Origin of the sequence: Chroococcus sp. FPU101 (assembly GCF_017312365.1) — a bacterium.
Classification (GTDB): Bacteria; Cyanobacteriota; Cyanobacteriia; order Cyanobacteriales; family Microcystaceae; genus Chroococcus.
On the sequence record NZ_BLJI01000023.1, the window covers coordinates 19,879 to 46,071 of the forward strand.

34 protein-coding genes are annotated in these 26,193 nt (G+C 36.3%); 19 read left to right on the forward strand and 15 right to left on the reverse strand.

Features of this window, described 5'->3' with window-relative positions; translation table 11 throughout:
- The first annotated feature begins 59 nt into the window (after positions 1 to 59).
- Entirely contained in the window at positions 60 to 740 is a 681-nt protein-coding gene (locus CFPU101_RS17375; RefSeq protein WP_206816598.1) for a Uma2 family endonuclease, read from the forward strand.
- Here the strand turns inward: CFPU101_RS17375 and CFPU101_RS17380 are convergent.
- Entirely contained in the window at positions 737 to 1,954 is a 1,218-nt protein-coding gene (locus tag CFPU101_RS17380; RefSeq protein ID WP_206816599.1) for a DUF790 family protein, read from the reverse strand. The two genes, CFPU101_RS17375 and CFPU101_RS17380, sit on opposite strands and share 4 nt — an antisense overlap.
- A gap of 85 nt (positions 1,955 to 2,039) precedes the next feature.
- Between CFPU101_RS17380 and CFPU101_RS17385 the strand changes: the two genes are divergently transcribed.
- Positions 2,040 to 2,912, forward strand: a complete 873-nt coding sequence (locus tag CFPU101_RS17385; protein ID WP_206816600.1) for a tetratricopeptide repeat protein — start codon at positions 2,040 to 2,042, stop codon at positions 2,910 to 2,912.
- On the opposite strand, the gene CFPU101_RS17390 is transcribed toward CFPU101_RS17385, so the two are convergent.
- The gene (locus CFPU101_RS17390; RefSeq protein WP_206816601.1) at positions 2,909 to 3,445 is read right to left on the reverse strand and encodes an NUDIX hydrolase; all 537 of its coding nucleotides are present in this window, start codon (positions 3,443 to 3,445) and stop codon (positions 2,909 to 2,911) included. The two genes, CFPU101_RS17385 and CFPU101_RS17390, sit on opposite strands and share 4 nt — an antisense overlap.
- 47 nt (positions 3,446 to 3,492) lie before the next feature.
- On the opposite strand from CFPU101_RS17390, the gene CFPU101_RS17395 reads away from it, so the two are divergent.
- Genes CFPU101_RS17395 through CFPU101_RS17405 form a run of 3 tightly spaced genes read left to right on the forward strand, consistent with a single transcriptional unit; the run spans position 3,493 to position 4,738 of the window.
- On the forward strand, positions 3,493 to 3,969 hold the full coding sequence (locus CFPU101_RS17395) for a GNAT family N-acetyltransferase (protein WP_206816602.1): 477 nt from the start codon (positions 3,493 to 3,495) through the stop codon (positions 3,967 to 3,969).
- A 5-nt stretch (positions 3,970 to 3,974) separates the two neighbouring features.
- Positions 3,975 to 4,388, forward strand: coding sequence for a hypothetical protein (locus CFPU101_RS17400; RefSeq protein ID WP_206816603.1), 414 nt, complete (start codon positions 3,975 to 3,977; stop codon positions 4,386 to 4,388).
- Positions 4,388 to 4,738 carry a hypothetical protein gene (locus CFPU101_RS17405; RefSeq protein ID WP_206816604.1) on the forward strand — a complete coding sequence of 117 codons (351 nt, stop codon included), beginning with the start codon at positions 4,388 to 4,390 and terminating at the stop codon, positions 4,736 to 4,738. The genes CFPU101_RS17400 and CFPU101_RS17405 overlap by 1 nt, the downstream gene beginning before the upstream one ends.
- A 121-nt stretch (positions 4,739 to 4,859) precedes the next feature.
- Here the strand turns inward: CFPU101_RS17405 and CFPU101_RS17410 are convergent, their stop codons facing one another.
- From CFPU101_RS17410 to sufR, 6 genes are all read right to left on the reverse strand, one after another.
- Positions 4,860 to 5,069, reverse strand: a complete 210-nt coding sequence (locus tag CFPU101_RS17410; protein WP_206816605.1) for a hypothetical protein — start codon at positions 5,067 to 5,069, stop codon at positions 4,860 to 4,862.
- Positions 5,032 to 5,241 (reverse strand): hypothetical protein, encoded by a 210-nt coding sequence (locus tag CFPU101_RS26310; RefSeq protein WP_374191970.1) that lies wholly within the window; start codon positions 5,239 to 5,241, stop codon positions 5,032 to 5,034. Before CFPU101_RS26310 ends, CFPU101_RS17410 begins: the two co-directional genes overlap by 38 nt.
- A 233-nt stretch (positions 5,242 to 5,474) precedes the next feature.
- Entirely contained in the window at positions 5,475 to 5,720 is a 246-nt protein-coding gene (locus tag CFPU101_RS17415) for a hypothetical protein (RefSeq protein WP_206816606.1), read from the reverse strand.
- 13 nt (positions 5,721 to 5,733) lie between these two features.
- Positions 5,734 to 5,994, reverse strand: coding sequence for a type II toxin-antitoxin system RelE/ParE family toxin (locus CFPU101_RS17420; RefSeq protein ID WP_206816607.1), 261 nt, complete (start codon positions 5,992 to 5,994; stop codon positions 5,734 to 5,736).
- Positions 5,987 to 6,181: a hypothetical protein gene (locus CFPU101_RS17425; RefSeq protein WP_206816608.1), complete on the reverse strand. Its 195-nt coding sequence runs from the start codon at positions 6,179 to 6,181 to the stop codon at positions 5,987 to 5,989. Before CFPU101_RS17425 ends, CFPU101_RS17420 begins: the two co-directional genes overlap by 8 nt.
- Before the next feature lie 43 nt (positions 6,182 to 6,224).
- Positions 6,225 to 6,866, reverse strand: a complete 642-nt coding sequence (gene sufR / locus CFPU101_RS17430) for an iron-sulfur cluster biosynthesis transcriptional regulator SufR (protein WP_206816609.1) — start codon at positions 6,864 to 6,866, stop codon at positions 6,225 to 6,227.
- Positions 6,867 to 7,023: 157 nt separating this feature from the next.
- On the opposite strand from sufR, the gene sufB reads away from it, so the two are divergent.
- The 6 genes from sufB to CFPU101_RS17455 all read left to right on the forward strand — a co-directional run bounded on the left by sufB (position 7,024) and on the right by CFPU101_RS17455 (position 12,680).
- A complete protein-coding gene (sufB, locus tag CFPU101_RS17435) occupies positions 7,024 to 8,466 on the forward strand; it encodes a Fe-S cluster assembly protein SufB (RefSeq protein ID WP_206816610.1) in 1,443 nt (480 codons plus the stop codon).
- A gap of 67 nt (positions 8,467 to 8,533) precedes the next feature.
- Entirely contained in the window at positions 8,534 to 9,304 is a 771-nt protein-coding gene (gene sufC / locus CFPU101_RS17440) for a Fe-S cluster assembly ATPase SufC (protein ID WP_206816611.1), read from the forward strand.
- A 3-nt stretch (positions 9,305 to 9,307) separates the two neighbouring features.
- Positions 9,308 to 10,648, forward strand: a complete 1,341-nt coding sequence (gene sufD, locus CFPU101_RS17445; protein ID WP_206816612.1) for a Fe-S cluster assembly protein SufD — start codon at positions 9,308 to 9,310, stop codon at positions 10,646 to 10,648.
- Positions 10,649 to 10,717: 69 nt separating this feature from the next.
- Complete coding sequence (locus CFPU101_RS17450) at positions 10,718 to 11,980, forward strand: SufS family cysteine desulfurase (RefSeq protein WP_206816613.1); 1,263 nt, start codon at positions 10,718 to 10,720, stop codon at positions 11,978 to 11,980.
- Between the two features lie 183 nt (positions 11,981 to 12,163).
- Positions 12,164 to 12,364: a DUF6883 domain-containing protein gene (locus CFPU101_RS26315; RefSeq protein WP_374191971.1), complete on the forward strand. Its 201-nt coding sequence runs from the start codon at positions 12,164 to 12,166 to the stop codon at positions 12,362 to 12,364.
- Positions 12,365 to 12,377: 13 nt separating this feature from the next.
- Positions 12,378 to 12,680, forward strand: coding sequence for a DUF4926 domain-containing protein (locus CFPU101_RS17455; protein WP_206816614.1), 303 nt, complete (start codon positions 12,378 to 12,380; stop codon positions 12,678 to 12,680).
- A 128-nt stretch (positions 12,681 to 12,808) separates the two neighbouring features.
- Here CFPU101_RS17455 and CFPU101_RS17460 read toward each other — a convergent pair whose 3' ends face one another.
- Both CFPU101_RS17460 and CFPU101_RS17465 read right to left on the reverse strand, forming a co-directional pair.
- Entirely contained in the window at positions 12,809 to 13,003 is a 195-nt protein-coding gene (locus CFPU101_RS17460; RefSeq protein WP_206816615.1) for a hypothetical protein, read from the reverse strand.
- A 213-nt stretch (positions 13,004 to 13,216) separates the two neighbouring features.
- Positions 13,217 to 13,528: a hypothetical protein gene (locus CFPU101_RS17465; RefSeq protein WP_206816616.1), complete on the reverse strand. Its 312-nt coding sequence runs from the start codon at positions 13,526 to 13,528 to the stop codon at positions 13,217 to 13,219.
- A 581-nt stretch (positions 13,529 to 14,109) separates the two neighbouring features.
- On the opposite strand from CFPU101_RS17465, the gene CFPU101_RS17470 reads away from it, so the two are divergent.
- On the forward strand, positions 14,110 to 14,490 hold the full coding sequence (locus tag CFPU101_RS17470) for a DUF1622 domain-containing protein (protein ID WP_206816617.1): 381 nt from the start codon (positions 14,110 to 14,112) through the stop codon (positions 14,488 to 14,490).
- A gap of 7 nt (positions 14,491 to 14,497) precedes the next feature.
- Positions 14,498 to 14,896: a YidH family protein gene (locus tag CFPU101_RS17475; protein ID WP_206816618.1), complete on the forward strand. Its 399-nt coding sequence runs from the start codon at positions 14,498 to 14,500 to the stop codon at positions 14,894 to 14,896.
- Here the strand turns inward: CFPU101_RS17475 and CFPU101_RS17480 are convergent.
- Positions 14,886 to 15,293 (reverse strand): YidH family protein, encoded by a 408-nt coding sequence (locus CFPU101_RS17480; RefSeq protein ID WP_206816619.1) that lies wholly within the window; start codon positions 15,291 to 15,293, stop codon positions 14,886 to 14,888. The genes CFPU101_RS17475 and CFPU101_RS17480 overlap by 11 nt on opposite strands.
- A 255-nt stretch (positions 15,294 to 15,548) precedes the next feature.
- Here CFPU101_RS17480 and CFPU101_RS17485 point away from each other — a divergent pair, with 255 nt between their 5' ends.
- Positions 15,549 to 17,027 (forward strand): alpha-amylase, encoded by a 1,479-nt coding sequence (locus tag CFPU101_RS17485; protein WP_206816620.1) that lies wholly within the window; start codon positions 15,549 to 15,551, stop codon positions 17,025 to 17,027.
- 75 nt (positions 17,028 to 17,102) lie between these two features.
- On the opposite strand, the gene CFPU101_RS17490 is transcribed toward CFPU101_RS17485, so the two are convergent.
- Positions 17,103 to 17,264 carry a hypothetical protein gene (locus CFPU101_RS17490; RefSeq protein ID WP_206816621.1) on the reverse strand — a complete coding sequence of 54 codons (162 nt, stop codon included), beginning with the start codon at positions 17,262 to 17,264 and terminating at the stop codon, positions 17,103 to 17,105.
- Positions 17,265 to 17,393: 129 nt separating this feature from the next.
- Between CFPU101_RS17490 and CFPU101_RS17495 the strand changes: the two genes are divergently transcribed.
- Both CFPU101_RS17495 and CFPU101_RS17500 read left to right on the forward strand, forming a co-directional pair.
- Positions 17,394 to 18,179 carry an S-adenosyl-l-methionine hydroxide adenosyltransferase family protein gene (locus CFPU101_RS17495; RefSeq protein ID WP_374191972.1) on the forward strand — a complete coding sequence of 262 codons (786 nt, stop codon included), beginning with the start codon at positions 17,394 to 17,396 and terminating at the stop codon, positions 18,177 to 18,179.
- 384 nt (positions 18,180 to 18,563) lie between these two features.
- Complete coding sequence (locus CFPU101_RS17500) at positions 18,564 to 18,725, forward strand: hypothetical protein (protein WP_206816623.1); 162 nt, start codon at positions 18,564 to 18,566, stop codon at positions 18,723 to 18,725.
- 3 nt (positions 18,726 to 18,728) lie between these two features.
- Here the strand turns inward: CFPU101_RS17500 and CFPU101_RS17505 are convergent, their stop codons facing one another.
- Positions 18,729 to 19,364 (reverse strand): Tfp pilus assembly protein FimT/FimU, encoded by a 636-nt coding sequence (locus CFPU101_RS17505; RefSeq protein WP_206816624.1) that lies wholly within the window; start codon positions 19,362 to 19,364, stop codon positions 18,729 to 18,731.
- A gap of 122 nt (positions 19,365 to 19,486) precedes the next feature.
- Between CFPU101_RS17505 and CFPU101_RS17510 the strand changes: the two genes are divergently transcribed.
- Both CFPU101_RS17510 and CFPU101_RS17515 read left to right on the forward strand, forming a co-directional pair.
- A complete protein-coding gene (locus CFPU101_RS17510) occupies positions 19,487 to 20,365 on the forward strand; it encodes an ABC transporter permease (protein WP_206816625.1) in 879 nt (292 codons plus the stop codon).
- A gap of 2 nt (positions 20,366 to 20,367) precedes the next feature.
- On the forward strand, positions 20,368 to 21,252 hold the full coding sequence (locus tag CFPU101_RS17515; protein WP_206816626.1) for an ABC transporter permease: 885 nt from the start codon (positions 20,368 to 20,370) through the stop codon (positions 21,250 to 21,252).
- Here CFPU101_RS17515 and CFPU101_RS17520 read toward each other — a convergent pair.
- Positions 21,233 to 23,641 (reverse strand): polysaccharide biosynthesis tyrosine autokinase, encoded by a 2,409-nt coding sequence (locus CFPU101_RS17520; RefSeq protein WP_206816627.1) that lies wholly within the window; start codon positions 23,639 to 23,641, stop codon positions 21,233 to 21,235. The two genes, CFPU101_RS17515 and CFPU101_RS17520, sit on opposite strands and share 20 nt — an antisense overlap.
- 82 nt (positions 23,642 to 23,723) lie before the next feature.
- The gene (locus CFPU101_RS17525; RefSeq protein ID WP_206816628.1) at positions 23,724 to 24,512 is read right to left on the reverse strand and encodes a WecB/TagA/CpsF family glycosyltransferase; all 789 of its coding nucleotides are present in this window, start codon (positions 24,510 to 24,512) and stop codon (positions 23,724 to 23,726) included.
- A gap of 293 nt (positions 24,513 to 24,805) precedes the next feature.
- Between CFPU101_RS17525 and CFPU101_RS17530 the strand changes: the two genes are divergently transcribed.
- On the forward strand, positions 24,806 to 26,155 hold the full coding sequence (locus CFPU101_RS17530; protein WP_206816629.1) for an oligosaccharide flippase family protein: 1,350 nt from the start codon (positions 24,806 to 24,808) through the stop codon (positions 26,153 to 26,155).
- The last annotated feature ends 38 nt before the right edge of the window (positions 26,156 to 26,193 follow it).

Below are 26,193 nucleotides of genomic sequence, written 5' to 3' on the forward strand. Positions count from 1 at the left end.
TATATAATCCTGAAATTCGCTAGAATCGTAATGATCCAGCGTTAAAACCTTTAAGAACGATGGTTACAACGTCTCAGCCTGTCAATTATCCCGACTCTGACGGTCAGCCAATGGCAGACAATACCAAGCAATTTGAAGCGATCGTTTACTTGAAAAAAGGTTTTGATTTATTGTTCACCAATGCTCCCAATGTATTTGTAGCGGGGGATTTACTTTGGTATCCTGTCCAAGGCAACAACAAATTACGGCAAGCACCCGATGTTATGATCGTATTTGGCAGACCCAAGGGTGATCGAGGCAGTTATCAGCAATGGAAAGAAGATAACATTTGTCCTCAAGTCGTGTTTGAGGTTATCTCACCAGGGAACACTATCCCAGAAATGAGTCGGAAGTTTCAATTCTACGATCGTTATGGAGTCGAAGAATATTATATCTATGATCCTGACCGTCAAAGTTTAGATGGCTTTATCCGTCGAAATGGCTCTTTAGAAACAATTGAAGAAATTGAAGAATGGGTTAGTCCCCGTTTGATGGTTTGTTTTCGTCTTAGTCGGAATGGACAATTAATTCTATACCGTTTGGATGGTCAAGCATTTGAAACATATGAGCAAATGGCAGAACGAGTTCAGCAGGAACAAGCTAGAGCCGAACGAGAACAAGCTAGAGCCGAAGCAGCAGAACAAGAAATCGAACGATTGAAAGCGCAAATCAAGGCTTTAGAACAACAATCGAAGGATTAAGATTGTATAACTTCTAATACGGCTTGGGGCGATAATTTATCCTTAAACCAAATCACCTTTGCAGGTACATCGGTGATTTTCACCCCTGCTTTTTCTAAATTTAATCGATCGGAAACGGCTAAAATTAAATTACTAACATCTGCCTTTCGTACCTGAGAAAATTTTTTCTGTAAATATTCAGGTCGCCAATAACCCACAATTTCTAGTAAATAATCGCGTCCATCGGGATGAATTAAGCGAAAATCTGGAATCATAACACTACCTGGTAACGGAACTAAATCAACTTCTCTTTCTAGTTTCCATTCCGTTTTAATTTGTTCCCACCGAGTCGCAAAGGACATTTCTAACATACTATCGTAGGGTTTTTGAGGGGGATAGTGTGAGACTAAATTACATTGGTCATCTAAACTAAAACTTTCTTGACGAATGACTTTTGTATAAGTATCTTTGTATTGTAAATTCGCTTTGAGACTCCATTTACTGACGTGTAATAGCGCTGGAATCATCTTTGCAATAGCTAACCCATAACGGGTACTCGCTTGAAATAAACTGGTAGGGCCATCTATTGTAATCGTAAAACCTGTATCGGAATCTCCTTCAATATATGCCATTAACTGAAACAGTTTTAGATATTTGAATAACAGTTTATATTCCCCTGGGTCGTTGCGATGAGCATTAATAATAATATGGCTGGCACGATAAAAAATCCCTTGAACCTGCGACACATTGTAACGATGAATTAAGGCTTCGGGGGTTGGAGCATCGAACTGGGTTAGGATACGATTATCATTAATGTCTGCATAAAGTCCTTTTTCAATCTCAATTGGAAAAACTTCTCGATTTAATTCTTGACTCAGTTGGCGAGCAAGTGATTCTAAGATTTGTTCGCGGTTTTGGGGAATGGGAACGATTTTAGCTGAATAAGCAAAAACTTTTTGTCTGAGTTCTTCGGGTTCTAGTGGACTAATAATCTCAAACGTGGAAAAATGACTTTTGAGTAAATGTGCAAAGCCTCGTTTGATTTTATAATCTGGACTGTCACCTTCTAGTGCAAGTAGGGTTTCATTTAGTTCACCTTGAGTACGCCCGATATGACTTTGAAAACAATTAATTTGTTCTGTTGCTTCTTCGAGTGCATCTTGATTCACTATAAGCCGTTTTGGGGTTAATGTAGCACCATTGCGCCGAGAAATAAGTAAATCTGTTGGCAGCATTTGTAACAGTTAAAGTAGAACAAGTTCTTGTAGGATTAATTACAATTCTAAAACTAGATATTCACTTAGGAACCCACTAATTATCATGACTCGGCTATTTACTACTTATCGTACTCTAGAATCCCGTCCCGATAGTTACCAAGATTGGTATCAACAGGCTAATCTTTTAAAAGAGCGCGAAGATTATCAAGAAGCGTTATTGAGTTATGAAAAAGCTCTAGAATACTATCCTAACGATTATTGGGCTTGGTATAAAAGAGGAATGACCCTAGAACAACTAGGACGTTACGAAGAAGCTGCCATGAGTTATCGATATGCCTCACAAATGCGTCCTCATAATTACTGGGCTTGGTATGATTGTGGTTGTGTTTATTTAGAAAATCTACAAGAGTACAGTCAAGCGATTTTTTGTTTTGAACAAGCATTAGCCGTTAATCATAACGATTATTGGTCATTTTATCGTAAGGGTGAAGCCTCACGTTTATCAGGGAATTTTGCAGAAGCGATCGTCTGTTATAATCAAGCATTAGAACTTAGACCGCGTGATTATTGGTCTTGGTATCGAAAAGGAGATGCGTTCAAAGCATCGGGAAACTTAGAAGAAGCTTTGAATAACTATCAGAAAGCATTAGATTTAAAGCCTAGTGATTATTGGGCATTATATCAGCAAGGTGTTATTTTACAGGAGTTAGGACGCTTTCAAGAAGCGGTGGAATATTATGCCCAAGCTCTTGAAATAGAAATCGATGATGATTATGCTTGGTATAATCAAGCCTGTTGTTATGCTTGTTTAGGACAAAATGAACAAGCTTTAAATAGTTTAGAAGAAGCAATTTATTTTTATCCTCAAATTTATCTATCATTAGCTCAAACTAATCTTGTTTTTGAGGAATTACGTCAAGAGCAACGTTTTGATGAATTATTGCACAAATATCAAAATGATGAAGTAGAGTATTAGTCTTCGGGTTCTAAAGTAAAAAGAGTAATCTTATTATCTTGAACTTCAGAGAATCTAAGTAGAGATAAATCAGCAGTTTCTAAAATAACTCGATATTTAAAAACATGGTAAATAGATGAGAGTCCTGGATAACTTATCGAATTTTGCTGCTCAATTTCTGCACCTTCAAAAATTAATTCTTTGTCTAAATTTAAACCAATTTCTTCTAATAATGCCCGTCGTGCAGCACTTTCTGGGTTTTCATCACCTATTATTTTTTCTGCAATATAACCTAATTTTCGTTTTCTGACTTGACCAAAGTTTAAAAAAATCTGTTTATCTTCAATCAGTTTAAAAAGAATTTCACCTAACTGGAGATTAACAATAATATTAGCGACTTTAACAGTACGAATTAACTGATTATCGATTAATTCTAGCTTTGTTTCTTGACTTAAAATCTCTTGTTCTAACTCTGCAACGGTTTTTGTTTTTTTGCTATGATGCCATTCATGAATAGGAATCCCATTTTCTAAAAGAATTTTTTGTAGATCCATGACAACAGATATAATATTATTTTGAATTATAAGCGAATTAATTTCTAATGAATCTTTCTTTTTCAATTCGTAACGCTACACCCGACGATGTACCCCAAGTGTTTGAACTGATTAAAGCTTTAGCAAAATACGAAAAACTGACGCATCTCGTGACAGGAACAACAGAAGCATTACAAGAACATCTTTTTGGTGAACGACCTTATATTGAGGCGATTGTAGCAGAATGTGAAGAAAAAATAGTAGGATTCGCGCTTTTTTTCTGGAATTATTCAACATTTCTAACTAAACCAGGTATTTACTTAGAAGATATTTTTGTTTTACCCGAATATCGTCGTTTAGGAATTGGTAAAGCTTTATTAACTCAGGTGGCGAAAATTGCAGCAGAACAAAAAGCAGGGAGATTAGAATGGAGTGTCTTAGATTGGAATGAACCTGCGATCGTATTTTATCAGCGTTTTGGTGCTACCGTATTACCAGACTGGCGTATCTGTCGCATCACCGAGGATAAGTTAGCTGAGTTTTGATTAAAATGAGTTTAGAGTCTGAATTGGATAATACAGACATTCTGAAAGCAGAGTTAGTAGTTAGGCAGATTAAACACAATCCAGCAGAAATTGTTGCTATTGTTCAATTAAGTGATGGTCAAATCATTTTTTTGGAGAAAGGAAATTTAACATCTGGATTAAAACATATTTTAGAACGACATCAAGAAGATTTTCAAAATCGAGGTATAGCTGAAGATGAAATCGTTAGTTTAATTTTCCAAGCTTTGCAGGAGGATAGATTACTAGGAACGCAAGGAAAAAGTCGAAAAATTTATGAAGTATATTTTAAAGAACAGTCACAGTATCTATCTATCGATATAGGGACTAATGGTTATATTGTTAGTGCAAATCCAAGTCCAAAAAAGTTAGTCAAACGCTTAAAGGAGGAGCAAACATAGTGCAGAAAAAAATTAAATTAATGGCTGAGTATAACTATTTTCCACTTTGGGATATAGATGAAGCAGATAATTTAGAGCCTAACGATTTACCTATCTCATCTGTAACAGTAGAACGTCTTTATAATTGGGCTAAATGCTACGATAGCATTATAGATTGGAATAAACCCCAAGAGGCTGGTTTTAAAAATTTAGGCGAGAAAGAAGCATTTGAACAGGAGGGGTTAGCTTTATGGCAGCAACTTCAACAGGAATTATCACCTCACTATCAAGTCTATTATTTTAGTGAAAAACAGCATAAACTTTTAAAACCTACTGATGTTGTATTTGTCGGAAGTACTGTTGAAAGCTGAATAGTATTGTGAGAGTAAGCTTAACGCGATCGTATTTTATCAGCGTTTTGGTGCTACCGTATTACAAGATTGGCGTATTTGTCGCATCACCGAAGATAAGTTAAACGAGTTTTTGTAAAAGTTACTCTTCTTTCTTATTATTCTGAATTCTTTTAATAATGTCAGCTATTTTTTCAGGATTATCTAAATCAGTAAGTGTTCCTGATGCTAAAACAGGTGCATCAGCTAATTTATCCATGTATGCTCGGAATGCTTGTTCATCGTCTCGGTGTTCTGAAATATAAGCGCGTAATTCAGTACGGCTCATTTGGTGATAATTGATAGATGTCATATAAATTCCCGTTCCCGTGTTTATCAATTAAAATTTCTGTTTTTTCACCAGCTAGAACATATATATCTTCAGTTCGTTCATCTAAGCTTACTAAAAAAATTGAACGATATAAGCTAGTCAAACGCTGACACAGTATAAAAGAGGTTAAAATCTGTTCGGTAGTCGGAAGAATAGGTACTTCTCAAAATCATAAGGTGCTATCCTAAAATTTAGCACAGCGATCGCATTTTATATCCTTTTTCACTTAAATATCATTTTTTCTAGTTTTATTAATACTGCCTAATAGCTTTTTTAAAAGATTCACTCAACTACAAAACTCCGCAAAGCATTAATTTAGCTCCTGTACAAAAGGCTTTAGATGACCTAGACCATAAATGGGAATTTTAATACTTTATCAAACTCTACTTACCACTTTAAGACGGCAGCATCGAGACCTTGTTCACGTCTAACTTTTCCGTCTTTCTCAAACCAAGCGATAATTTGCTTATGGGTTAATTCTTCTATCGGAACACCAACATCTTCAGCAATAATTTTCAGTAGTTTTTGTGAAGAAATGGTTAAACGAGCTAAAAATTTCTCAGTAGATGACAATAGGGCTGCATCGACATCATATGATTCATCTGGGGTTAGAAATTGCGGATTTTCCATCATATGTTAATTCACTTTATTTTTCGTAAATATCTCCTCTTGAACCAATGCGAGTGACAACAAATACTTTATTCTCTCTATCCACCCTGACTAAAACTCTATAATCACCCACTCGCAAACGCCAATCAGAACGACCTTTAAGCGGTTTAAAATCTAGACTTTCTGGATTAGTTTGTAAAATGGTTAAGTCATTTATAATACGTTCTCGGTTAGCAAGAGTTAGTTTTTCGAGATAGCGACGGGCTAGACGTTGAATAACAATTTGCCAGTCACTCATGCTTTAATAATTCCTGTCGAATAGCATCCAGTGTTTCACCGACATCTTGACCAGATACATATTCTTGCCAAGCGATTTCACTTTCTTCTAGTTCATTTAAAGGAATTATCTCATCTTCTGTTTCACTCAATGCCATCAAACGAGCAAGTTGGTCGTCAACTGTATTTCGATTTGTTTGTATAGACATATAACTTTCAAGTTTATTTTTATTTTAAATCGTTTTAAGTTTTTTACTTTGCCTTAATCAAATAACCGCAACGATGTTCGCCATGATTCATCCAGTGGGTTCGCTCTATCGTACAATCGGGTAGAACAACGGAAAACATTTCTAATTCGTGACCGCAAACACTCGGATAAGATTCAGCGACTCCAGAAATAGCGCAGTTATGTTCCGCTAAGATATATTGTTCTGTTTGATTCTCTTCAATGGGTAAAAGTTCTGCCATATAGCCTTCACCTCTGCGGAGTTCGACTAAACGGGTTACTCTTTCAATTAATAAACCATTTCCCACTTGTTTACAATAGTCTTCTGCTTTACGTTCCCACTGTTTGCGTAAGACTTCTTTAACTTGTTTTTCTCCGACGGTTTGGGCTAGAGTATCCAGAAACGATAGGGCAAATTCGTCATAGTTGTTGGGAAATTGCGATCGCCCTCTACGGCTAAGATAATATATATGCTGGGGTCGTCCCATACCATTTTGTACCGAACGATATTCTATCAGTCCCTCGTTTTCTAAATCTTTTAGATGACGACGCGTTGCTTGTGGACTAATTTCAAACGCTTCTGCTAACTCTAAGGCCGTCGCTTGTCCCTTTTTTAATAAGTGTTGCAGAATATCCTGTTTCGTCGATGCGGGTTGGGTCGTGGTCATGACTTGTCAAAAGACAATTTTTTACTTTGACAACATTGATGTTGTTAATCTATTGTATAATAAATTTAAACAATATAGTTGTTGTTTAAGTCATTTGCCATCATAAAGGCTTCTAGCATATACCAACCGATATCGTAAAAGAGAACACTAACATCACATGAGTGCGACAACCGTCAAAAACATCGTCAACCAACCCTACAAATATGGTTTTGTCACGGATATCGAATCCGAAACCGTACCTAGAGGGCTAACTGAAGACACCATTCGCTTAATCTCAGCCAAGAAGAATGAACCCGAATTCATGTTAGAGTTTCGCTTGAAAGCCTATCGGCAATGGCAAAAGATGACCGAACCGACTTGGCCTCATGTTAGCTATCCAAAGATTGATTATCAGAATATCATTTATTATTCTGCACCGAAACAGAAAAAAGAAAAACTAAATAGTCTTGACCAAGTTGACCCCACTTTACTAGAAGCTTTTGAAAAGCTGGGTATCCCCTTATCTGAACAAAAACGCCTCGGTAATGTTGCCGTTGATGCGATTTTTGACAGTGTTTCTATCGCTACAACATTTAAAGAAAAGTTAGCTAAAGATGGTGTAATTTTCTGTCCCATTTCCGAAGCATTACAAGAACACCCTGAACTCATTCAGAAGTATCTTGGTAGTGTTGTTCCCGTTGCTGATAATTATTTTGCTGCACTAAATTCAGCTGTCTTTAGTGATGGTTCATTTGTATTTATTCCTAAAGGCGTTACTTGTCCGATGGAATTATCCACCTACTTCCGCATCAATAACGGTGAAACGGGACAATTTGAACGGACGCTTATTATTGCAGAAGAAGGCGCATCGGTTAGTTATTTAGAAGGTTGTACCGCACCGATGTACGATAGTAATCAACTTCATGCGGCAGTTGTCGAATTAGTTGCCCTCGATAATGCTGATATTAAATACTCTACCGTTCAAAACTGGTATGCGGGTGACGCAAATGGCAAAGGAGGTATCTATAACTTTGTCACCAAGCGAGGACTCTGTAAGGGGGTTAACTCTAAAATTTCTTGGACTCAAGTCGAAACGGGTTCCGCTATTACTTGGAAATATCCCAGTTGTGTTTTAGTCGGTGATAATTCTGTTGGTGAGTTTTATTCAATTGCTTTAACCAATAACAAGCAACAAGCCGATACGGGAACAAAAATGATTCATATCGGCAAGAATACCCGCAGTACGATTATTTCTAAAGGTATTTCGGCGGGAAACTCCCAAAATAGCTATCGTGGCTTAGTGAAAATGGGTTCAAAAGCCACAGGGGCGAGAAATTACTCCCAATGTGATTCGATGTTAATTGGCGATAATGCTGAAGCGAATACATTTCCCTATATTCAAGTCGATAACAATACTGCCAAAGTTGAACACGAAGCCTCTACTTCTAAAATAGGCGAAGACCAATTATTTTACTTTGCTCAAAGGGGTATTTCTGAAGAAGATGCCATCTCGATGTTAGTGAGTGGTTTCTGTAAAGATGTCTTAAGTAAACTGCCGATGGAATTTGCTGCCGAAGCAGATAAGTTATTAAGTCTGAAATTAGAAGGAACCGTTGGCTAAAAAAAGGTGGGGTCTTAACCCACCACACCAACAGAATCAATTAAGGAACTAAGGACTAGAGTATAAAATGAGTGACGTAATCCTATCTGTACGCAATTTAACCGCTAACGTCGATGGAAATCCTATTCTAAAAGGCGTAAATTTAGAAATCAAAGCGGGTGAAGTTCATGCCATCATGGGACGGAATGGTTCTGGAAAGAGTACATTTTCTAAAGTCATCTCTGGACATCCAGACTATGAGGTGACAGGAGGCGAAATTATCTATCAAGGGGAAAATCTGTTAGAGAAAGAACCCGATGAACGCGCTAAGAAAGGTATTTTTCTGGCGTTTCAGTATCCTTTAGAAATTCCTGGAGTTAGTAACTTAGATTTCTTGCGGGTTGCTTATAATGCGCGTCGCAAATATCTAGGGTTAGAGGAGTTAGATACCTTTGATTTTGAAGAGATAGTCGAAGAAAAGCTAGATATTGTTCAGATGAACCCCTCTTTCTTGGGTAGAAGTTTAAATGAAGGGTTTTCGGGGGGAGAGAAAAAACGCAATGAAATCTTACAGATGGCGTTACTTGAACCGACACTGGGTATTTTAGATGAAATAGATTCAGGTTTAGATATCGATGCGCTCAAAATTGTAGCCAATGGAGTTAACCAACTCGCAACACCTGATAATGCTTTTTTGGTTATTACTCACTATCAACGCTTACTCAACTACATTACACCAGATTTTGTTCATGTTATGTATGATGGGCGCATTGTTATCAGTGGTGGAAAAGAATTAGCCCACGAGTTAGAGAACAAGGGTTACGACTTCCTCGATGAACAAGCTTTAGCGGAGGTGTAAGTTATGACATCAGTGATTTTAGAACCGACTAAAACGAATAACGACCAATATCTACAAAATTTAGTCGAACAAAATAAAGCCAAAGTATCGGCAGAATTTTTAAATGATTTGCGTTCCTCTGCGGTTACAGAAATACAAAACTTAAAACTACCCCATCGCAGAGATGAGGAATGGCAGTTTACAGACTTATCGGAACTGCTGGAAACGAACTTCCAAACCGCCCAAAATGTAGAACTTTCCACCGAAGCTTTAAACCCTTTTATCCTACCCGAAGCGTCTGCAAGCCGTCTTGTGTTCGTCAATGGCTATTACGCGGCCAATTTATCCGATATTTCTGCGTTGCCAGATGGCGTATTCGTTGGCAATTTATCCGAACTCGCCGCCCATTCACAAAAAACAGAATTTGTCAAGTATTTAGCTCAACAAAAAGGAGATGTTTTTACAACCCTTAACACAACAGGTTTAAGCGATGCTGCGGTGATTTGGGCTAATCCCGAGGTTGTTGTAGAAACACCGATTCATCTCCTCTTTTTGACCATTATCAGTAAAACAGCATCTTTTACCCAACCTCGAATTTTAGTCGTTGCTGAAAGAAATTCAAAACTGAACTTAGTTGAAAATTATGGGGCAGTGGCAAAAAATTGTTCTGATGTACCGCGCAATTTACCGTATTTCACGAATGCTGTCAGTGAAATCTATCTAGAAGAGAATGCCGAGATTAATCATACTCGAATCCAGAGAGAATCAGGGGACGGGCTTCAAATTGCTAGAAGTGCGATCATTCAATCTCGTGATAGCCGTTATACTTGTAATGACATCAATTTTGGTGGAAAACTGTCCCGTCATCAACTCGACATTTATCAAAAAGGTGAACAGACAGAAACGAATCTCTATGGATTAACCTTACTGGGTAGAGAACAAACCTCAGACACCCATAGCGCAATCTATCTCAATCATCCATATGGCACTACCAATCAACTCCATAAATGTATTGTTGATGATGCTGCCCATGCTGTCTTTAATGGTAAAGTATTTGTCCCGAAACCTGCACAAATGACGAATGCAGCCCAATTAAACCGAAATCTTTTGCTATCTCCTAAAGCAAGAGTCAATACCAAACCCGAATTACAAATTACTGCCGATAACGTCAAATGTTCTCACGGGGCTACTGTTAGTCAACTTGAAGCAGATGAACTGTTTTATCTTAGAAGTCGCGGTTTAACCGAAGAAAACGCCAAACATTTATTATTAGATGCTTTTGCTGCTGAGATTTTAGATAAAATCCCCTTAAAATCCTTACGACAAAGATTAAGTCAGTGTGTCGCGTGTCGCACATTCGATTAAAAAAATCTAGGTTATCGGGAATCAACTTACCGATAACACATTACTGGTAACTGATTACTGATAACTCATATGACTGCCATTCAAGAAAAAAACTTAGCCGATAAAGTGCGTTCTGATTTTCCAATTCTAAATCAGACCGTACACGATAAACCTTTAATCTATCTAGATAGTGCCGCAACTTCTCAAAAACCCAAAGCTGTACTCGAAACATTGCAACAGTATTATCAACACGATAACGCCAATGTTCACCGAGGCGCACATACTTTAAGTGTTCGCGCTACAGAAGGATATGAAGCAGCAAGAGATAAAGTTGCAAAATTTATTAATGCAGCCTCACGTCAAGAAATTATTTATACTCGTAATGCCACAGAAGCAATTAATATCGTTGCCTATAGTTGGGGTTTAACCAATTTAAAAGCAGGTGATGAAATTATTCTCACCGTCATGGAACATCATAGTAACTTAGTTCCGTGGCGTATTATTGCTGAAAGAACTGGGGCAATCATTAAATATGTAGGTTTAACTGAAACAGAAACCTTTGACTTAGAACAATACAAAACCCTACTGAATGAGAAAACAAAACTCGTTGCAGTCGTGCATATTTCTAATACACTCGGTTGTATCAATCCTGTAGAAGAAATTGTGACACTTGCTCATCAAATGGGTGCAAAAGTACTAATTGATGCTTGTCAGAGTGTTCCCCATTTTCCTATTAATGTACAACAAATCGACTGTGATTGGTTAGTTGCCAGTGGTCATAAAATGTGTGCGCCAACGGGAATCGGATTTTTATACGGTAAAAAAGAAATATTAGACGCAATGCCCCCATTTTTCGGAGGTGGCGAAATGATTGCCGATGTGTATCTAGACCATTTTACCACTAACGAATTACCCCATAAATTTGAAGCAGGAACCCCCGCCATTGGAGAAGCGATCGCGCTTGGTGCTGCGGTAGACTATTTAATGGGACTTGGTATGGATAATATTCATGCTTATGAAGAAGAACTCACCGCATACTTGTTTAAAAAATTGGCTGATGTCCCTAAACTAAGAATATATGGGCCAAAACCCACCCTAGAAGGAAAAGGACGTGCTGCATTAGCCTCATTTAACGTCGAGGGTATCCATGCAAGTGACCTATCTACTTTATTAGACCACGAAGGTATTGCTATTCGTTCAGGTCATCATTGTACCCAACCCCTACACCGTTTACTTCATGCGTCAGGTAGTGCGAGGGCAAGTCTATATCTTTATAATACCCGTGAAGATATTGATCGCTTTATTGTGGCGTTGCAAGATACGATTGATTTTTTCGGTGGGATGATGGAGTAAGGTTATATGGTGGGTAAATTGCCCCGCCATACTTTCTAGATCAGATAAAATATTTATATGAAAATGCCATCTAAGTTAGCAATTCAAAATGAAAAGCTGACTAGATATTTATTGCTGTATCAGCCCAAAGATGATAAATCAAGATTTTTAGCTGATTATGGTTATACTTGAGAAAACTGGGAAATTTTAAAGCAAGATATACTAGAAGCCGTAACCAATACAGAAATAGATGAGGCTAGTCAAACAAGTTGGGGAATACGCTTTAAAGTTAAGTGCCAGTGGATAACGATAAACGGTAAATCAATAGAAGTTATTACCATTTGGCAACAAGATGATGAATCAGACGTAGCTAGATTTATCACCTTGTACCCAAATAAATTATAAGGAGAATCGAACCATGAAACAAGCTGAGTTATTTCAATGGGTTGAGTTAAAACAAGATGTTCCTGATAGTGTTGTCAAAAAAGGAGATAGAGGAGTTATTGTAGATCATTTACAACCAACAAAAAAGCAAAAAGAAGCAGGTTACACAATAGAAGTATTTAAAAATGGAGAAACCTTAGATGTCGTTTCTGTTCCTATTTCTTGGATAATGCCTTTATCGAAGTTTTGGGAATCACCAAATTCAGATCATAAAGCTTTTTTAAACGGCTACAATCCAATGGACGAAGGATTATATGACGACTATCCAGTTGGGTAATTTTTGAAGTTCTGTTTGAATTAGAATATATTTTTCAAGTAGATGTAGTCAAGGTTTAGCAAGCTCAAAGTGATTGTATTTATTGAGCTATAATTTTTTATGTAGTATAACCTATTTTCATTCTAATATTACTTTAAAGCTTTTTCCATAATAGCTATACACTCTTCATATATTTTATGAGGTAAGCCATCAATTTCAAAAATTAAATTAATGAGTGGAAATATAGTAGTTGCGAAGAAGGTAGATGCTCCTAAAACTTTCATTAAAGGTACATTGAACAAAGTTGTAAAAAAATCTTGTCCTAAAAGAAGTAAAGTAAACACAATTATACAAAATCCTATTAGCGGTGTAGCTTTTTGAAAATAACTCGCTCTTTTTTCACTTCTTTCTGTTTAGCTTTAAAATAGTCTTCTACCTCCTGCAAATCTTCATGATATTTTTTTTAAGTTCCTTAATATATATTTTGTTTCTCATAAAATTACTTTTATAATCAGTTTGTTTAGTACAATATTTATATAAATATTCTTTAAAAGCTTTTAAATTTTTATTAAATCGTATTCTCTTTTAAATTCAGTAAAAATTCTTCTAATAATTTCTTGTTTAGATAATGCTTGCATTTCATCTAGATCTAGACCTTTAATAAGTCTAAATTGTTCAGGCTTTAAAATAACATTGTAATATCGAAATCCACCAACTAATTTATTATCTGGAATAGCAAGATCAACTGCATATCCTTCAGGATTAGTATAAGCTTCTACAACTGTACCTAATGTACCTTCTGGAAAATTAATCCCGTCGGTGGAAATAGGAGCTAAAGTTTTGATTGGGTCATAAATTTCAGCTTTCATATTCTTAACTTAACTATGTATAAACTTCTAGACAGACTGCTTAATAATATCCTCAGCCGCTAGTTGCCGACCTGATAAACTATATATATCATAGCCAAGATTGGCAAAGGCAAGCCACTTTCCCTAATTAGCTGGATTATTTGGATTTAAAGAATAGTCTATAAACTTGCGAGGGTCAATCTCTACATCCCTGTATCGCGGTAATGGCTCTCCAGAATTCCAATTTTGTACCATTGAGGCTCTGTTATTAAAAGTTTTTCTTAAAAAACAATATAGCTAGTATAGAATATATTTATTGTTGTATGTATTAATATTGAATTATAAACATCAAAGAGCTAAAATTATAAACTTTAGAACATACCGTAAAAAATCATCTTGAATATAATCAATTTTTAAACAATGCTCATAAATTATTTTTTTAATTTAAAAACTAAATTTAACAATAGCGCAAAACTTTACATTACGTGAGAATTAAATTCTAGTAATAACGCTGAATGCAAATACGCTAAAATTCAGAATTGGACAATCAGTCATAAATTTGGTGTTGTCCGAAACATTCCGTGTCGGAGGAGCAAAAATTAATGGAATGGATGAAAACAATTGAAATAGGGCTGCATCAGCTTGTAGGTTTAAGTCAATTTATTTTAGAAGCAATTTCTGTTTATTGTGTACTATTTGGTGTATATCAGACTTTCCAACTTGCCATCAGGCTAAGTCGCAGCCGTCGTAATACCGAATTTCCTTTCATGCAACTGCGTACAACCTTTGGCTCTTGGTTAGCACTAGCCTTAGAATTTCAGTTAGGAGCCGATATTTTAGCAACAACGATCGCTCCTACAATTGAAGAATTAGGACAATTGGCTTTAATTGCAGTTATTCGTACGTTCCTTAATTATTTTTTGAATAAAGAACTAGAACATCAATTAGAACTACAAGAAAAGCACCGAGAAGTCCATCAATAAATATTTTATGCAAGATCCCATACAATCTACAAATCCTCAACTCGAATTAGCAAAACAGCGTAATCGTGCAGCAGCCGAACGAACTTTAATGGCATGGATTCGTACCAGTTTATCTTTAATTAGTTTCGGATTTGGTATTGATCAAATTATCGCTGTAATTAGTAAAACGGTTAATAATGATGTCAATACTATGAGGCTATCAAGAATTTTTGGACTATCATTTATTGCGTTAGGAATTTTTGCTATGTTAGCGGCAGCTTTAGAACATCGCCAAGAACTACGACATATTCGACGAGATCCTTATGTTTATACTTCAAGTCGTTCACTGGGTTTACTCGTAGCATCTGCACTTATTTTCATCGGTATTGCTGCTTTTATCAGTATTTTAATTAATGTTAGATTTTAAAAATTATAATTAAGGCGGTAATGAACCCAAAAAAGACAACAGCAAGGGTTGTGACAATAATTAAGGGACGCTCTGATAAAAATAAATAATCATTGCGTTCGAGAGCTTGAATTTCTAAACGATATTGCCAGAGTGCAATAATTAAGATAACGATCGCAAAAGCAATTAAGCTTAATCCAAAGATATGAGCGAATTTGTGTGATTCTTCTAAACTTGTTTTTGGAAAAGCTTTTAAAAGATTTAATGAAATTCGATCAAGTGCAATTCCCAATCCCATTAGCTTAATGCTATTTTGAATCCATGCAGTTAAGGTTCTTTGAGCCGCTTGACAATTACGTTGTTTTGCTAATTCTGTGATTGTCTGTGATGGCTTTTTTGGTGGTTCAGGAAAATTCATCAATTTTTATTAGATAATCGACTTCATCGATGATTTAAGCTACTAATTGTTAAATCATATACCTGCTGTTTAAATCAGATATTCAGTGTATCAAAATCCAAAATAGCGAAACAAGACTAAAAATCTTTTTTTCTGATTAAGCTTTGACATTACCTCACGATTTTAGCTGTAGACTAAACGACAGTTATTTAAACTGCTCTTTTTTAAGATACAGCAACAGTTAATCACACTGATCCATAACAAACTGGAGTAAATATGGCTGAAGTCAATGGCGTAATGATGCAATATTTTCATTGGTATATACCCGATGATGGTTCTCTTTGGAATGAAGCGAACAAAAATGCTAAAGAATTAGCCGATGCAGGAATTACAGCACTATGGTTACCTCCTGCCTATAAAGGAATTGGAGGTAAAAGTGATGTCGGTTATGGTGTTTATGATTACTACGATTTAGGTGAATTTGACCAAAAAAATTCCGTCCGTACTAAATATGGCACAAAAGAAGAATATATCGCCGCAATTAAATCTCTTCAGTCTCATGGCATACAAGTCTATGCAGATGCGGTTCTAAATCATAAAATGGGTGCTGATAGTGCAGAAGTGGTTAAAGCGACTCCCTATCCTATTGATGATCGCATTAATCCTAAAGGGGGTTTACAAGAAATCAAGACCTACACGCACTTCCATTTCCCAAACCGTCAGAAAAAATACTCGGATTTTGAATGGCATTGGTACCATTTTGACGGCGTAGACTATAACGAATACAATAAAGACGATCGCAGCACTGTTTATTTATTGGAAAATAAAAGCTTTGATGACTATGTAGCCCTAGAAAAAGGTAATTTTGCTTATCTGATGGGTTGTGACATAGATTTTCAAAGCAAAGAAGTACAAGATGAGCTTCTCAGATGGGGCAAATGGTATTTAGATACAACGGGTGTTGATGGTTTTCGTCTAGATGCGCTTAAACATATTTCTGCAAGTTTCTTTCCAAAGTGGTTAAAAAGTTTGGAGGAGTATGTCGGTAAAAAATTATTTGTGGTTGGTGAATATTGGTCACCGAATGTTAATGATTTAGACTGGTATATTGATTGGACAGGTGGCATGATGTCGGTTTTTGCGGTCGCACTCCACTACAATTTCCATTATGCGAGTAAAGGAAATGGTAACTATGATATGCGCCGTATCTTGGAAGGAACCATCTTACAATATCGCTCACAGAATGCGGTTTCCTTTGTCGCAAATCATGATTCCCAAGCCTTACAAGCCCTAGAATCCGTTGTAGAACCTTGGTTTACACCTCTCGCTTACGCCATTATTTTGTTACGAAGAGAAGGTTATCCTTGTATTTTCTACCCCGATTATTATGGTGCAGAATATGAAGATTATGGAAGAGATGGACAAAAATATAAAATAATTATGCCGTCTCATCGTTGGTTGATTGATAAGTTTTTGTATGTTCGCAAACATTACGCTCACGGTGAGCAGTATGATTATTTTGATCATCCTGACCGTGTAGGTTGGACTCGTCTAGGTAATCAACAAAATCCAAAGGCGATGGCTGTTCTACTCAGTGATCAGTTAGGCGGCACGAAATGGATGGAAGTCGGTAAGCCAAATGCTAAATTTATTGACTATACAGAACACGTCAAAGAGCCTGTTTACACTAACGAATGGGGTTGGGGCGAGTTTAAGTGTAATGGGGGTTCTGTGTCCGTCTGGATTGAAAGTTAATTTCTAAAAAACAAAGTGATCAGACTTTACTCTGATCACAAGGTAACTAACAACTAACCAAGATTAACAAAATATTTAGTTTAAATTCAGATAAGAAGCTTCTGCTTCAAGTTGTCTGACTAGGGCATCATTACCCTGCGCTCTAGCAATTTCTAAACGATGCTGTAAATTTTTACGCAAGCTATCCCGATGAGCGGATGCTGCTTTGGTTACCAATTGTTGACGATTCTTGTTCATGGTGGACAGTTTTTTTAATAGATCTAATCATTTACCCTTATCTATAAGATAACATTTTGGTTGAAAAAGTGTATAAGTTGTTACCGAACATTAGAAAACTTAATAAAATAGCAATATTCACGATAAAATATCCCAATGGCTGGCGTAATAACCCTACTGACTGATTTTGGTTTAAAAGATGTCTATGTTGGTGTAGTTAAAGGAACGATCGCTACTGTTAACCCATCACTTGTAGTCATCGATCTAACTCATCAAATTCCACCACAAAATATTTTGGCTGGACGTTTTGCCTTAATCAATGCTTATCCCTATTTTCCCCAAGGAACAGTTCATCTAGCGGTAGTTGATCCAGGAGTAGGCAGTCAACGCCAAGGAATCGCTATACAATTACAGAATGGTTATTTAGTCGGGCCAGATAATGGCTTATTTAGTGGAATTTTAGATCAATATACTGCTTGTGCTGCGGTGCGTTTGTCCCACTCTCAGTATTGGCGTACTGCTACACCGAGTTCTACCTTTCATGGTCGTGATATTTTTGCTTCAGTCGCCGCCCATTTAGCGTGTGGTGCAAGGTTACAAGATTTAGGTGAAGCAATTGATCCTAAACATTTAGTGCGACTTTCTCCCCCAAACTATGAGAAAACATCAACCATCATTAAAGGTTCTATTCAATATATCGATATTTTTGGCAATCTAATTACAAATATTCCATCTACTGCAATTACATCCTCTCACTGGACAGTCATGATTAAAGAACGTGTAATTCCTCAAGGCACAACTTATAGTGATGTTCCTGTGGGTGAAACAGTCGCTTTTATGGGTAGTCATGGTTGGCTAGAAATTGCGGTCATGAGTGGAAATGCTCAAACCCAATTACAAGTGTCTTGGGGCGAACTCGTTCAACTAATATATTAAGTAATATTATGTTTTCTCATATTTTTCCGAAACGCTTGTTAATTCATATTGATTTTGAGGTATGATAATTAGATAAGCTTCTGTAATGAACTTTGGCTAAAGAAACAATCTAGAGTTATAAGTTCAGCGAATTTTATACAGTAGCAGCGACCAGAATTTCTTCAACTTTTAACAATAGAGGTCAAGTCAGTCTAAATAGCTGGCTAAGTCGCTATTGCCAAAAGTTGGAAATTAACTAAGCTGATGAGACGAGAATAGTAAAAAAGAAGTAAAAGATGGTCAGATCTTATACTTCCTAAACGTTTTTTGAATTTTCGCTATGCGGTCAATAAAGCTTAGACAAAGACCACATCCAAAAAATTACAATTATTGGAGTTACAATTTATGATGAAAAATTTACTCAATTCATTTAAAAAGTTTAAACCAACTGCTCAAGAAAAGCAAGTTTTACCCGTAACTTTTTCATCATACGAAGAAGAAGCCATTTGCAAAAACGGGGTGATCGGACTAGAAGGATTGTGGGATTTGTATGATATGTGGATTTAATGTTCATTTATTACACTTTTCATTCTCTCTAATATTCCAGCTTCCATCTACTTTAAAAAGAAATAAACACTTTTTAGCCGTAATCTTAGGTGTAATTAGAACAATTCGTCCTAATTGACCCCAAGATCCACCCTGCCCACCTTGTGTATCAGCCCAACTTGCCCGATAATAACTTCCACCATTCCCTGCTATACCCTTGACGGTTGGCAGGGTTGAATGGTTAATATCGATACTGACTCCATGAGGTAGAAAAAGCCATTCTGTTGCCATAGCGCAATCACTCCCTTTAATTTGGGTATACTGAATTCGTTCTTTGATAATTTCCGCTATACAGACTGAAATGGGTTGCGGGCCTTGTCCCGTGGCCTCATAACGTGTTGCCTTCCAATGTTGCGAGAGTTGAAAGACCGCAATATGAAGACGACACCAAGCGATCAAATAACTCATCCCACTAAAAGCGATCGCTAATAAAATTCCTATCAAAACCAACGCTATCATTAATTCTAATAAAGTCAAACCTGTATTCAGATTCTTGTCAATCAGAAGACTGTAGACAGATTGACGTTTAAAAATTCCCTTGCCGTCTTTAAAGGTTGTTTTTTCTAGTACAGCTATCTTGATGAACTGATTGTTTTTCATAGGCTAAACAGGTCATTAAAAACTTAAACTTATTGACAATAAACTTGTTTTTAATTAGTTTAAAGAGCCTTAATACTAAAAAAAATTACCAACTTAAACCTCAGAAAAATTACTTAATTACTATGGCAGTATCTTCACCAAAGTACCAATTTACTACCCTAGAAACGCGACAAAAAACTAATTTATTTGTACTACTTTTACCAGCATTAATCTTTTTAGTGTTATTTTTTGTGTTTCCGTTGTTACTGGTTTTGTTATACAGTTTTTTAGAACGAGGTACTTATGGCGGTGTCAATTGGACTGTTAGTCTAAGCAGTTATCAAAGACTAACTCAAGGGGTTTACTGGGGTATTTTATGGCGTTCTTGTTGGTTAGCTTTGTTAACCACGATCGTTTGTCTTATTATTGGTTATCCAATGGCTTTTTTTATTGCAACCCGTTCACAACCTTGGCGCAATATATTATTAGTCTTAGTGATTATTCCTTTCTGGACTAATTTTTTAGTAAGGACTTATGCTTGGATGGTTTTACTCAGAACCGAAGGCGTAATTAATACACTGGGACAAAACATTCATCTCATTAAAGAACCATTAGACCTACTTTTTACACCATTTGCAGTCAGCTTAGGCTTGATTTATGGTTATCTGCCTTTTATGGTTTTGCCCTTATACGCTACTTTAGAAAAGTTTAATTTTAGTCTAGTTGAGGCAGCACATGATTTAGGGGCTAATGATATTAATACTTTTTGGCGAGTTGTTTTACCTTTAAGCCGTAGAGGAATTATATCAGGTTGTTTATTAGTCTTTATTCCTTCAGTGGGAGCATTTATTACACCCGATTTATTAGGAGGGGCTAAAACAATTATGATAGGTAATGTGATTCAAAATCAATTTATTAAATCACGAGATTGGCCGTTTGGTTCTGCCTTATCTATTTTGATGATGATTGTTATTTTAATTCCCATTTTGGTTTATTTACGAATGTCAGAAAATGAGGAATAAGTATGTTACACAAAAATAAAAAGCGTTTTGATTTAATGCTCCGTAAATTAGGAAAAATCGGAATCGGGCTTAATACGGTTTTTGGATTAGTTTTTCTTTACCTACCCATTTTAATCTTAGTTATTTATTCTTTTAATGTTTCACGTTTTAATTCAGTGTGGCGAGGATTCACTTTTAATTGGTATAAAAGTTTATTCTCTGGAGTGACCGAGGAAAATGCACAATTTACTAATGCGATGGTGTGGACAGCCTTACAAAATAGTTTGATTGTCGCGTTTACTTCAACCTTTTTGTCTACTTTATTAGGAACCCTGTTAGCTTTAGCCTTAGAGCGGTTTAAATTTCGGGGTAAAAACATTATAGAAGGATTAGTTATTTTACCGATGATTATTCCAGAGATTACGATGGGAATTTCTTTATTAGTTTTTTTTAGTCTGATTTTTCAACTGATTAATACACTTACGGGAATTCGCTTAGTTTTAGGTATACCAACGGTCATTATTGGTCATATTGCTTTTAGCATATCTTTTGTTACGATCGTTGTTAGAGGAAGAATTGCTGAATTAGATTCCTCTCTTGAAGAAGCTGCATGGGATTTAGGGGCAGATGAATGGCAAACCTTCAAACGTGTTATTTTACCCTTAATTATGCCTGGTATTATTAGTGCAGCATTGTTAGCATTTACTTTATCACTAGACGATTTTGTTATTACATTTTTTACAACAGGAGTAGGGTCAACAACATTACCGCTTTTTGTCTATGGAATGATTCGTTTTTCCATTAGTCCAGCTATTAATGCAATTTCTACATTAATACTGCTTGTGTCACTCATTTTAGTCACCTCATCACTTATGTTGCAACAAAAGTCTAAAGCAAGGTATTACTAGGCTCTTTTGAATGATTAGCAACAGTACCCAAGAACGGTAATTTTAGACGATTAATTTCACTAATTGCCTTTTTCACTAAGGATTGTGAGGTTTTAAAAACATCAACAACCAACAGTAGACCATTAGTTTGAGTCGTCATAAAGCTAATATCAGTTGAATCGAAGAAATGAGGCAAATCGTAGATGACTAAATCATACTCTTGATTTAACCTCTCCATTAATTCTTTCATTTTGGGCGACCAAAGCCGTTTTCTGAGGCCTATTTCCGATAAGCCAGAAGTTAAAACAAAAAGATTTGGTGTGTCCTGAATAGCTTGTACGACATCTGAGGGATGAAGACCATCATTGAGAAGATGATCAAGACCTTTGTAGTTAAGTAAATTAAAATAGTGGTGTAACTGGGGATTGTGCCAATTAGCATCAACGATCAGTACTCGTGAACCAGTCGCCGCCGCCGCGTTTGCCAAATAAACAGCCACAGTTGTTTGTCCGTCATCAACCTCAACTGAAGAAACAACGATCGATTTTAGAGATTGATTATTATTAATTAAAGACAATTGTGCATAAAGTGTATCAAATGCACTTAAAAAATAGTAACTTTTTTCTTGATTCCATCCTGATGGAGCAAAAAAAGATTGCTGAGTTTGATTAGGAGAAGGCACAAAACCAACGGAACTCGGTTGGACTAAAAACGCTGAACTTGGTTCTTGGGTTTGAACTGCCGTATTGACACGTACCGTTGAAGCTTCATTTGACTGAAGAACTTCAGTTAAAGTCGAAACAGTTTGAGGTTCTAATATAGGTGCATCACTATAATTAACAGTTGGCAACAAAGGACTGGGTACAATTTGGCTGCTCTCATTCCAAGGAATCGTTCCAACTAAAGATGTAGATGCCAAGTCTTGAATATCTTCAGAAGTGTAGAATTTATCTCTGCGTTTTTCGAGCAAGATAGCCAGTAAACCACCCAACAATAAACCGCCACCAAGACCTGCAACAATGATCTTTGTACGGGATGGGGGATAAGAAATCGGTTTTCCGTCTTTATCAAGGGGAATTTGAGGTTTAGAAATCAATTGCCAAGGAAGTTCTTGTGCTGCTTCAACTCTGAGGGTTTCTCGCTGAGTTTGTAGTCGATCTAAAAGTTGAGTCGTTAAAATAATTTTTCGATCAATATCTTGATAGTTACGGATGATTTCTGGATAGTTGCGAGTCTGCTGTTCTAAATTCTTTTTAATCGTGACCAACTCTTGACGACGCGCCTCTAAAGTCTGAATTTCATTAGCCGCAGTAATGTATTGTTCGATAAATTTTAGACGGGTTGGATTTTGCCAATCTAAAGAAGTAATTGGGCGAGATAAAGACTTAGAACTTTGAGCTAAAAGCTGTTGGTTTTTTTCTTCCAGTAAGTTGTTGATATTAGCCCTTTGTTCTTTTAGGGTTTGAAGGATGGGACTTTGGGACGTAAAACGAGCCGACTCTATAGCGATTTGAGCATCAATTTTTTGGAGATCTGCTGATAAAGAGACACGTATTGGATCTTGACTCAAAGAGGCAGCCACTAAAGCTTCATCAGGCGTTAATTTAAGTAATTTTTCTAAATTTTTATAAAGTGTTTTTTGAGTACTTAGCTGATCATTGATGCTAATTAACTGTGTATCTAAATTTTGAATTTGTTCTAAATTTGCTTGTCCTTTCTGGACAGGATCGAGTAAATCGTATTGTTGACGTATTTTTTGTTGTTCAGACTGTAGCTTATTAAGACGTTGCATTAAATCAGGTAATTGTTTATCAATAAAAGAAACACCTGCTTTTAAGCTAGTTTCTCGGTCTTCTGCACTGTATTTAAGAAAAGTTTGGGCGGCTGTATTTAAAATTGCCTGTACTTCTTCTGCATCTTCACCTTCATAAGACACTGCAAAAATCTTGGTTGCTGTTGCTTGAGTTGTTCCAATTCGTTCTACTGTCAGATGATCTCGTAAATCTTTCCAAATAGCGGGAACCGTTCGATCAGACTCTTGCTCATGAACATCTTTAGCAATACGATAAGTCATGCCTGGACTTTTTAAAAAAGCCAAGTTCGTCGGATAATCTAGGGCAAATAGATCATCTTTAGGAACGCCACCTGTACGAGTCAGAGTAGTCGGATCGGTTAACTTAGCAGCTGAAGTGATTGGCTCAACGAGTAAATAAAAATTACCGATGTAAGTGCTAGGCTTAAAAGAAAGGTAAATCAAAGCAGAAATGGTGGTGAGAGTTGTTAAACCGCCAATTAACCAAGCTTTTCTCCTAAACGTTCTAATTAACGGACGTAGATTGAGTTCTTTATTAGATGAACTGCCAGCCGTTTCTTGCTCTTCTATTAAAGATTCTTGAGCATATTCAGTCACAGACAAACACTCCAGCCTATCATAGTAATCATTTCGATATCCACCAGTATACAAAGCATCAATTGAAAATGACTACTATTTTTTAATTTCTAGAGGTTTTAAAAGATAAAGTTTTGGCGGCTCTGGGCGTTTCATAAATATGTAATTTTTGCTGTAAGATGAGCCAGAAAAAATACATATCATCAACTAAATATCGTTTCCACAGTCTTTTTGGTTCTGAAATCAAGCGAAAAAGCCATTCTAATCCGATTTCACTCACCCATTTTGGGGCGCGAGGCTTGTATCCTGCTTCAAAGTCAATTGTGGCACCAATCGCCAAGAAAATTTTGATATTTTTCAGTTGGTGTTTATATTTTAAAATCCATTTCTCTTGCTTAGGCGACCCCAAACCGGCCGCTAGAACTGTTGCACCCGAACGATTGATTTTTTGAATAATTCTTTGACATTCAGCTTCATCGAGTTCAAAATTCAAAGGAGGTGAGTAGGTGTCTACCACTATTTTTCGCCCGACTTTTTGATTAATCTTACTTTGTGCCTTTTGAGGAATTCCTTCTTGCGCTCCGAGCAGAAATATTTTAATGTCGTGGTTATTTTTGTTGTACTTATAAAAAGCAGGAAAAAAATCTGATCCAGAGATCTTTTCTTTAATTGGATTACCTAAAAAATGTGAAGCATATTGTAATATCTTGCTATCACAAACTCGATAAGTCGCCTGATTGTAAACTTCTAAAAACTCAGCATCATGTTGTAGTTTCACTAAATGATCAACATTAGGAGTAATCAAGAAACCACCAAACTCAGTTAGCCTATCTAAAAGTTCTTTCTGAGACAGATTGTGTATTGAGGCGTTTAGAAGCTTAACAACTTTCATGAAGATTATGGGCTTGAGAGCAACGATTTTTGTTCTATTCCCATTATCCGAAACGCCTGTAAACCATCATGTTTACTTTAGGGGGGGATATGTATAACTTTATGTCTGTTTCGCGTATAACTTGTGTATAACTTCAGGTTTTCTATACAAAAGAGCATACATTGTGATTAGATGCGTCAAAATGAGATGGCATCCGAAACATCTTTTTTTTGTTGTTTAGGGCATACTAAGTAAAGAAAAGTCACACAAATTCCTAAAAGTAGTTTAAATGCACTTAAGCCACGCTCTCTAATATGTCCTTAAAAAAACTTGCTCTTAGAGGAACACTCTGGACGCTGATTGGTTATGGTGCTAGTCAGCTAATCCGTTTTGGAGGAAACGTTATTTTAACGCGTTTATTGGCTCCAGAATTGTTTGGATTAATGGCGACAGTAATGACTTTTATTATCGCTTTAAACTTGTTGTCTGATGTGGGTTTAGCACCAAGTGTTATACAGCATCAACGGGGAGATGATCCAATTTTCCTCAACACGATTTGGACAGTTCAAATAATTCGGGGAGTAGTGATCTGGTTAGGTTGCTTATTAATTACTTGGCCAATTGCTCAATTCTATAACGATGCTCGTTTACTATGGTTAATTCCGATTTTAAGTCTAATCAGTTTGTTTAATGGATTTAACTCAACCAGTTTACTTACACTTAGTCGTCAGATTGCTCTTAGAGAGCTTACTATTATTGAATTAAAGGTACAAGTTTTTTCTTTAGCCCTAATGATAGCTTGGGCTTGGTTTAGTCCTACCCTTTGGGCATTGGTGGGAGGAAATTTAGCAGCAGCGGTCTTAAAAATGATTTTGAGTTATCGTCTCATTCCAAACTATTTTAATCGTCTAACATGGGAACCTGAAGCCATACATGATATTTTATCTTTTGGCAAATGGATTTTTATTTCAACAGCATTCACATTTTTAGCAACTCAAACCGATCGTTTAATTCTCGCTAAATTATTATCTTTTAAAATTGTTGGAATTTATACAATAGCTTACTCTTTGGCTCTTTTACCTCAGTCAACAATAGGAGCGCTTTCAGGGCGAGTTTTTCTACCTGTCTTCTCAAAACTTACAGAATTACCTCGTGATATTTTTAGGATAAAACTTTTAAATAGTAGACGCTGGTTGTTATTATGCGTGAGTTGTTTAATCCTACCATTAGTTTGTTTTGGAGATTGGTTTATTTGTTTGATTTATGATGCAAGATATCAACAAGCAGCTTGGATGTTACCTATTTTAGCATTGGGCATTTGGCCTAATGTTCTAGTAGAAACTAATCGTCAAGCACTTGTGGCTTTAGGTAAACTCAACTATCAAGCTTATGGCCAAATTCTTAAGAGTATTCATATGTGTTTGGGATTGTTGGTCGGATTTCATTTTTTTGGTTTACCTGGTTTTATTATCATGGTCGCTCTCAATGATCTTGAACTTTATACGGTTATCTCCTATGGTTTATGGCGTGAAAAACTGAGTTGTTTTCGACAAGATATAATTATTACTACTTTGTTTATAGCAGCGATCGCTTTAACATTAATGGTTAGAGAATTATCAGGTTTTGGTTTACCAATTGATTTAATGTTTGTTTCAACTCACTGATCTTTTATACTAAAATCTAACAGATTAATAATTTTGAC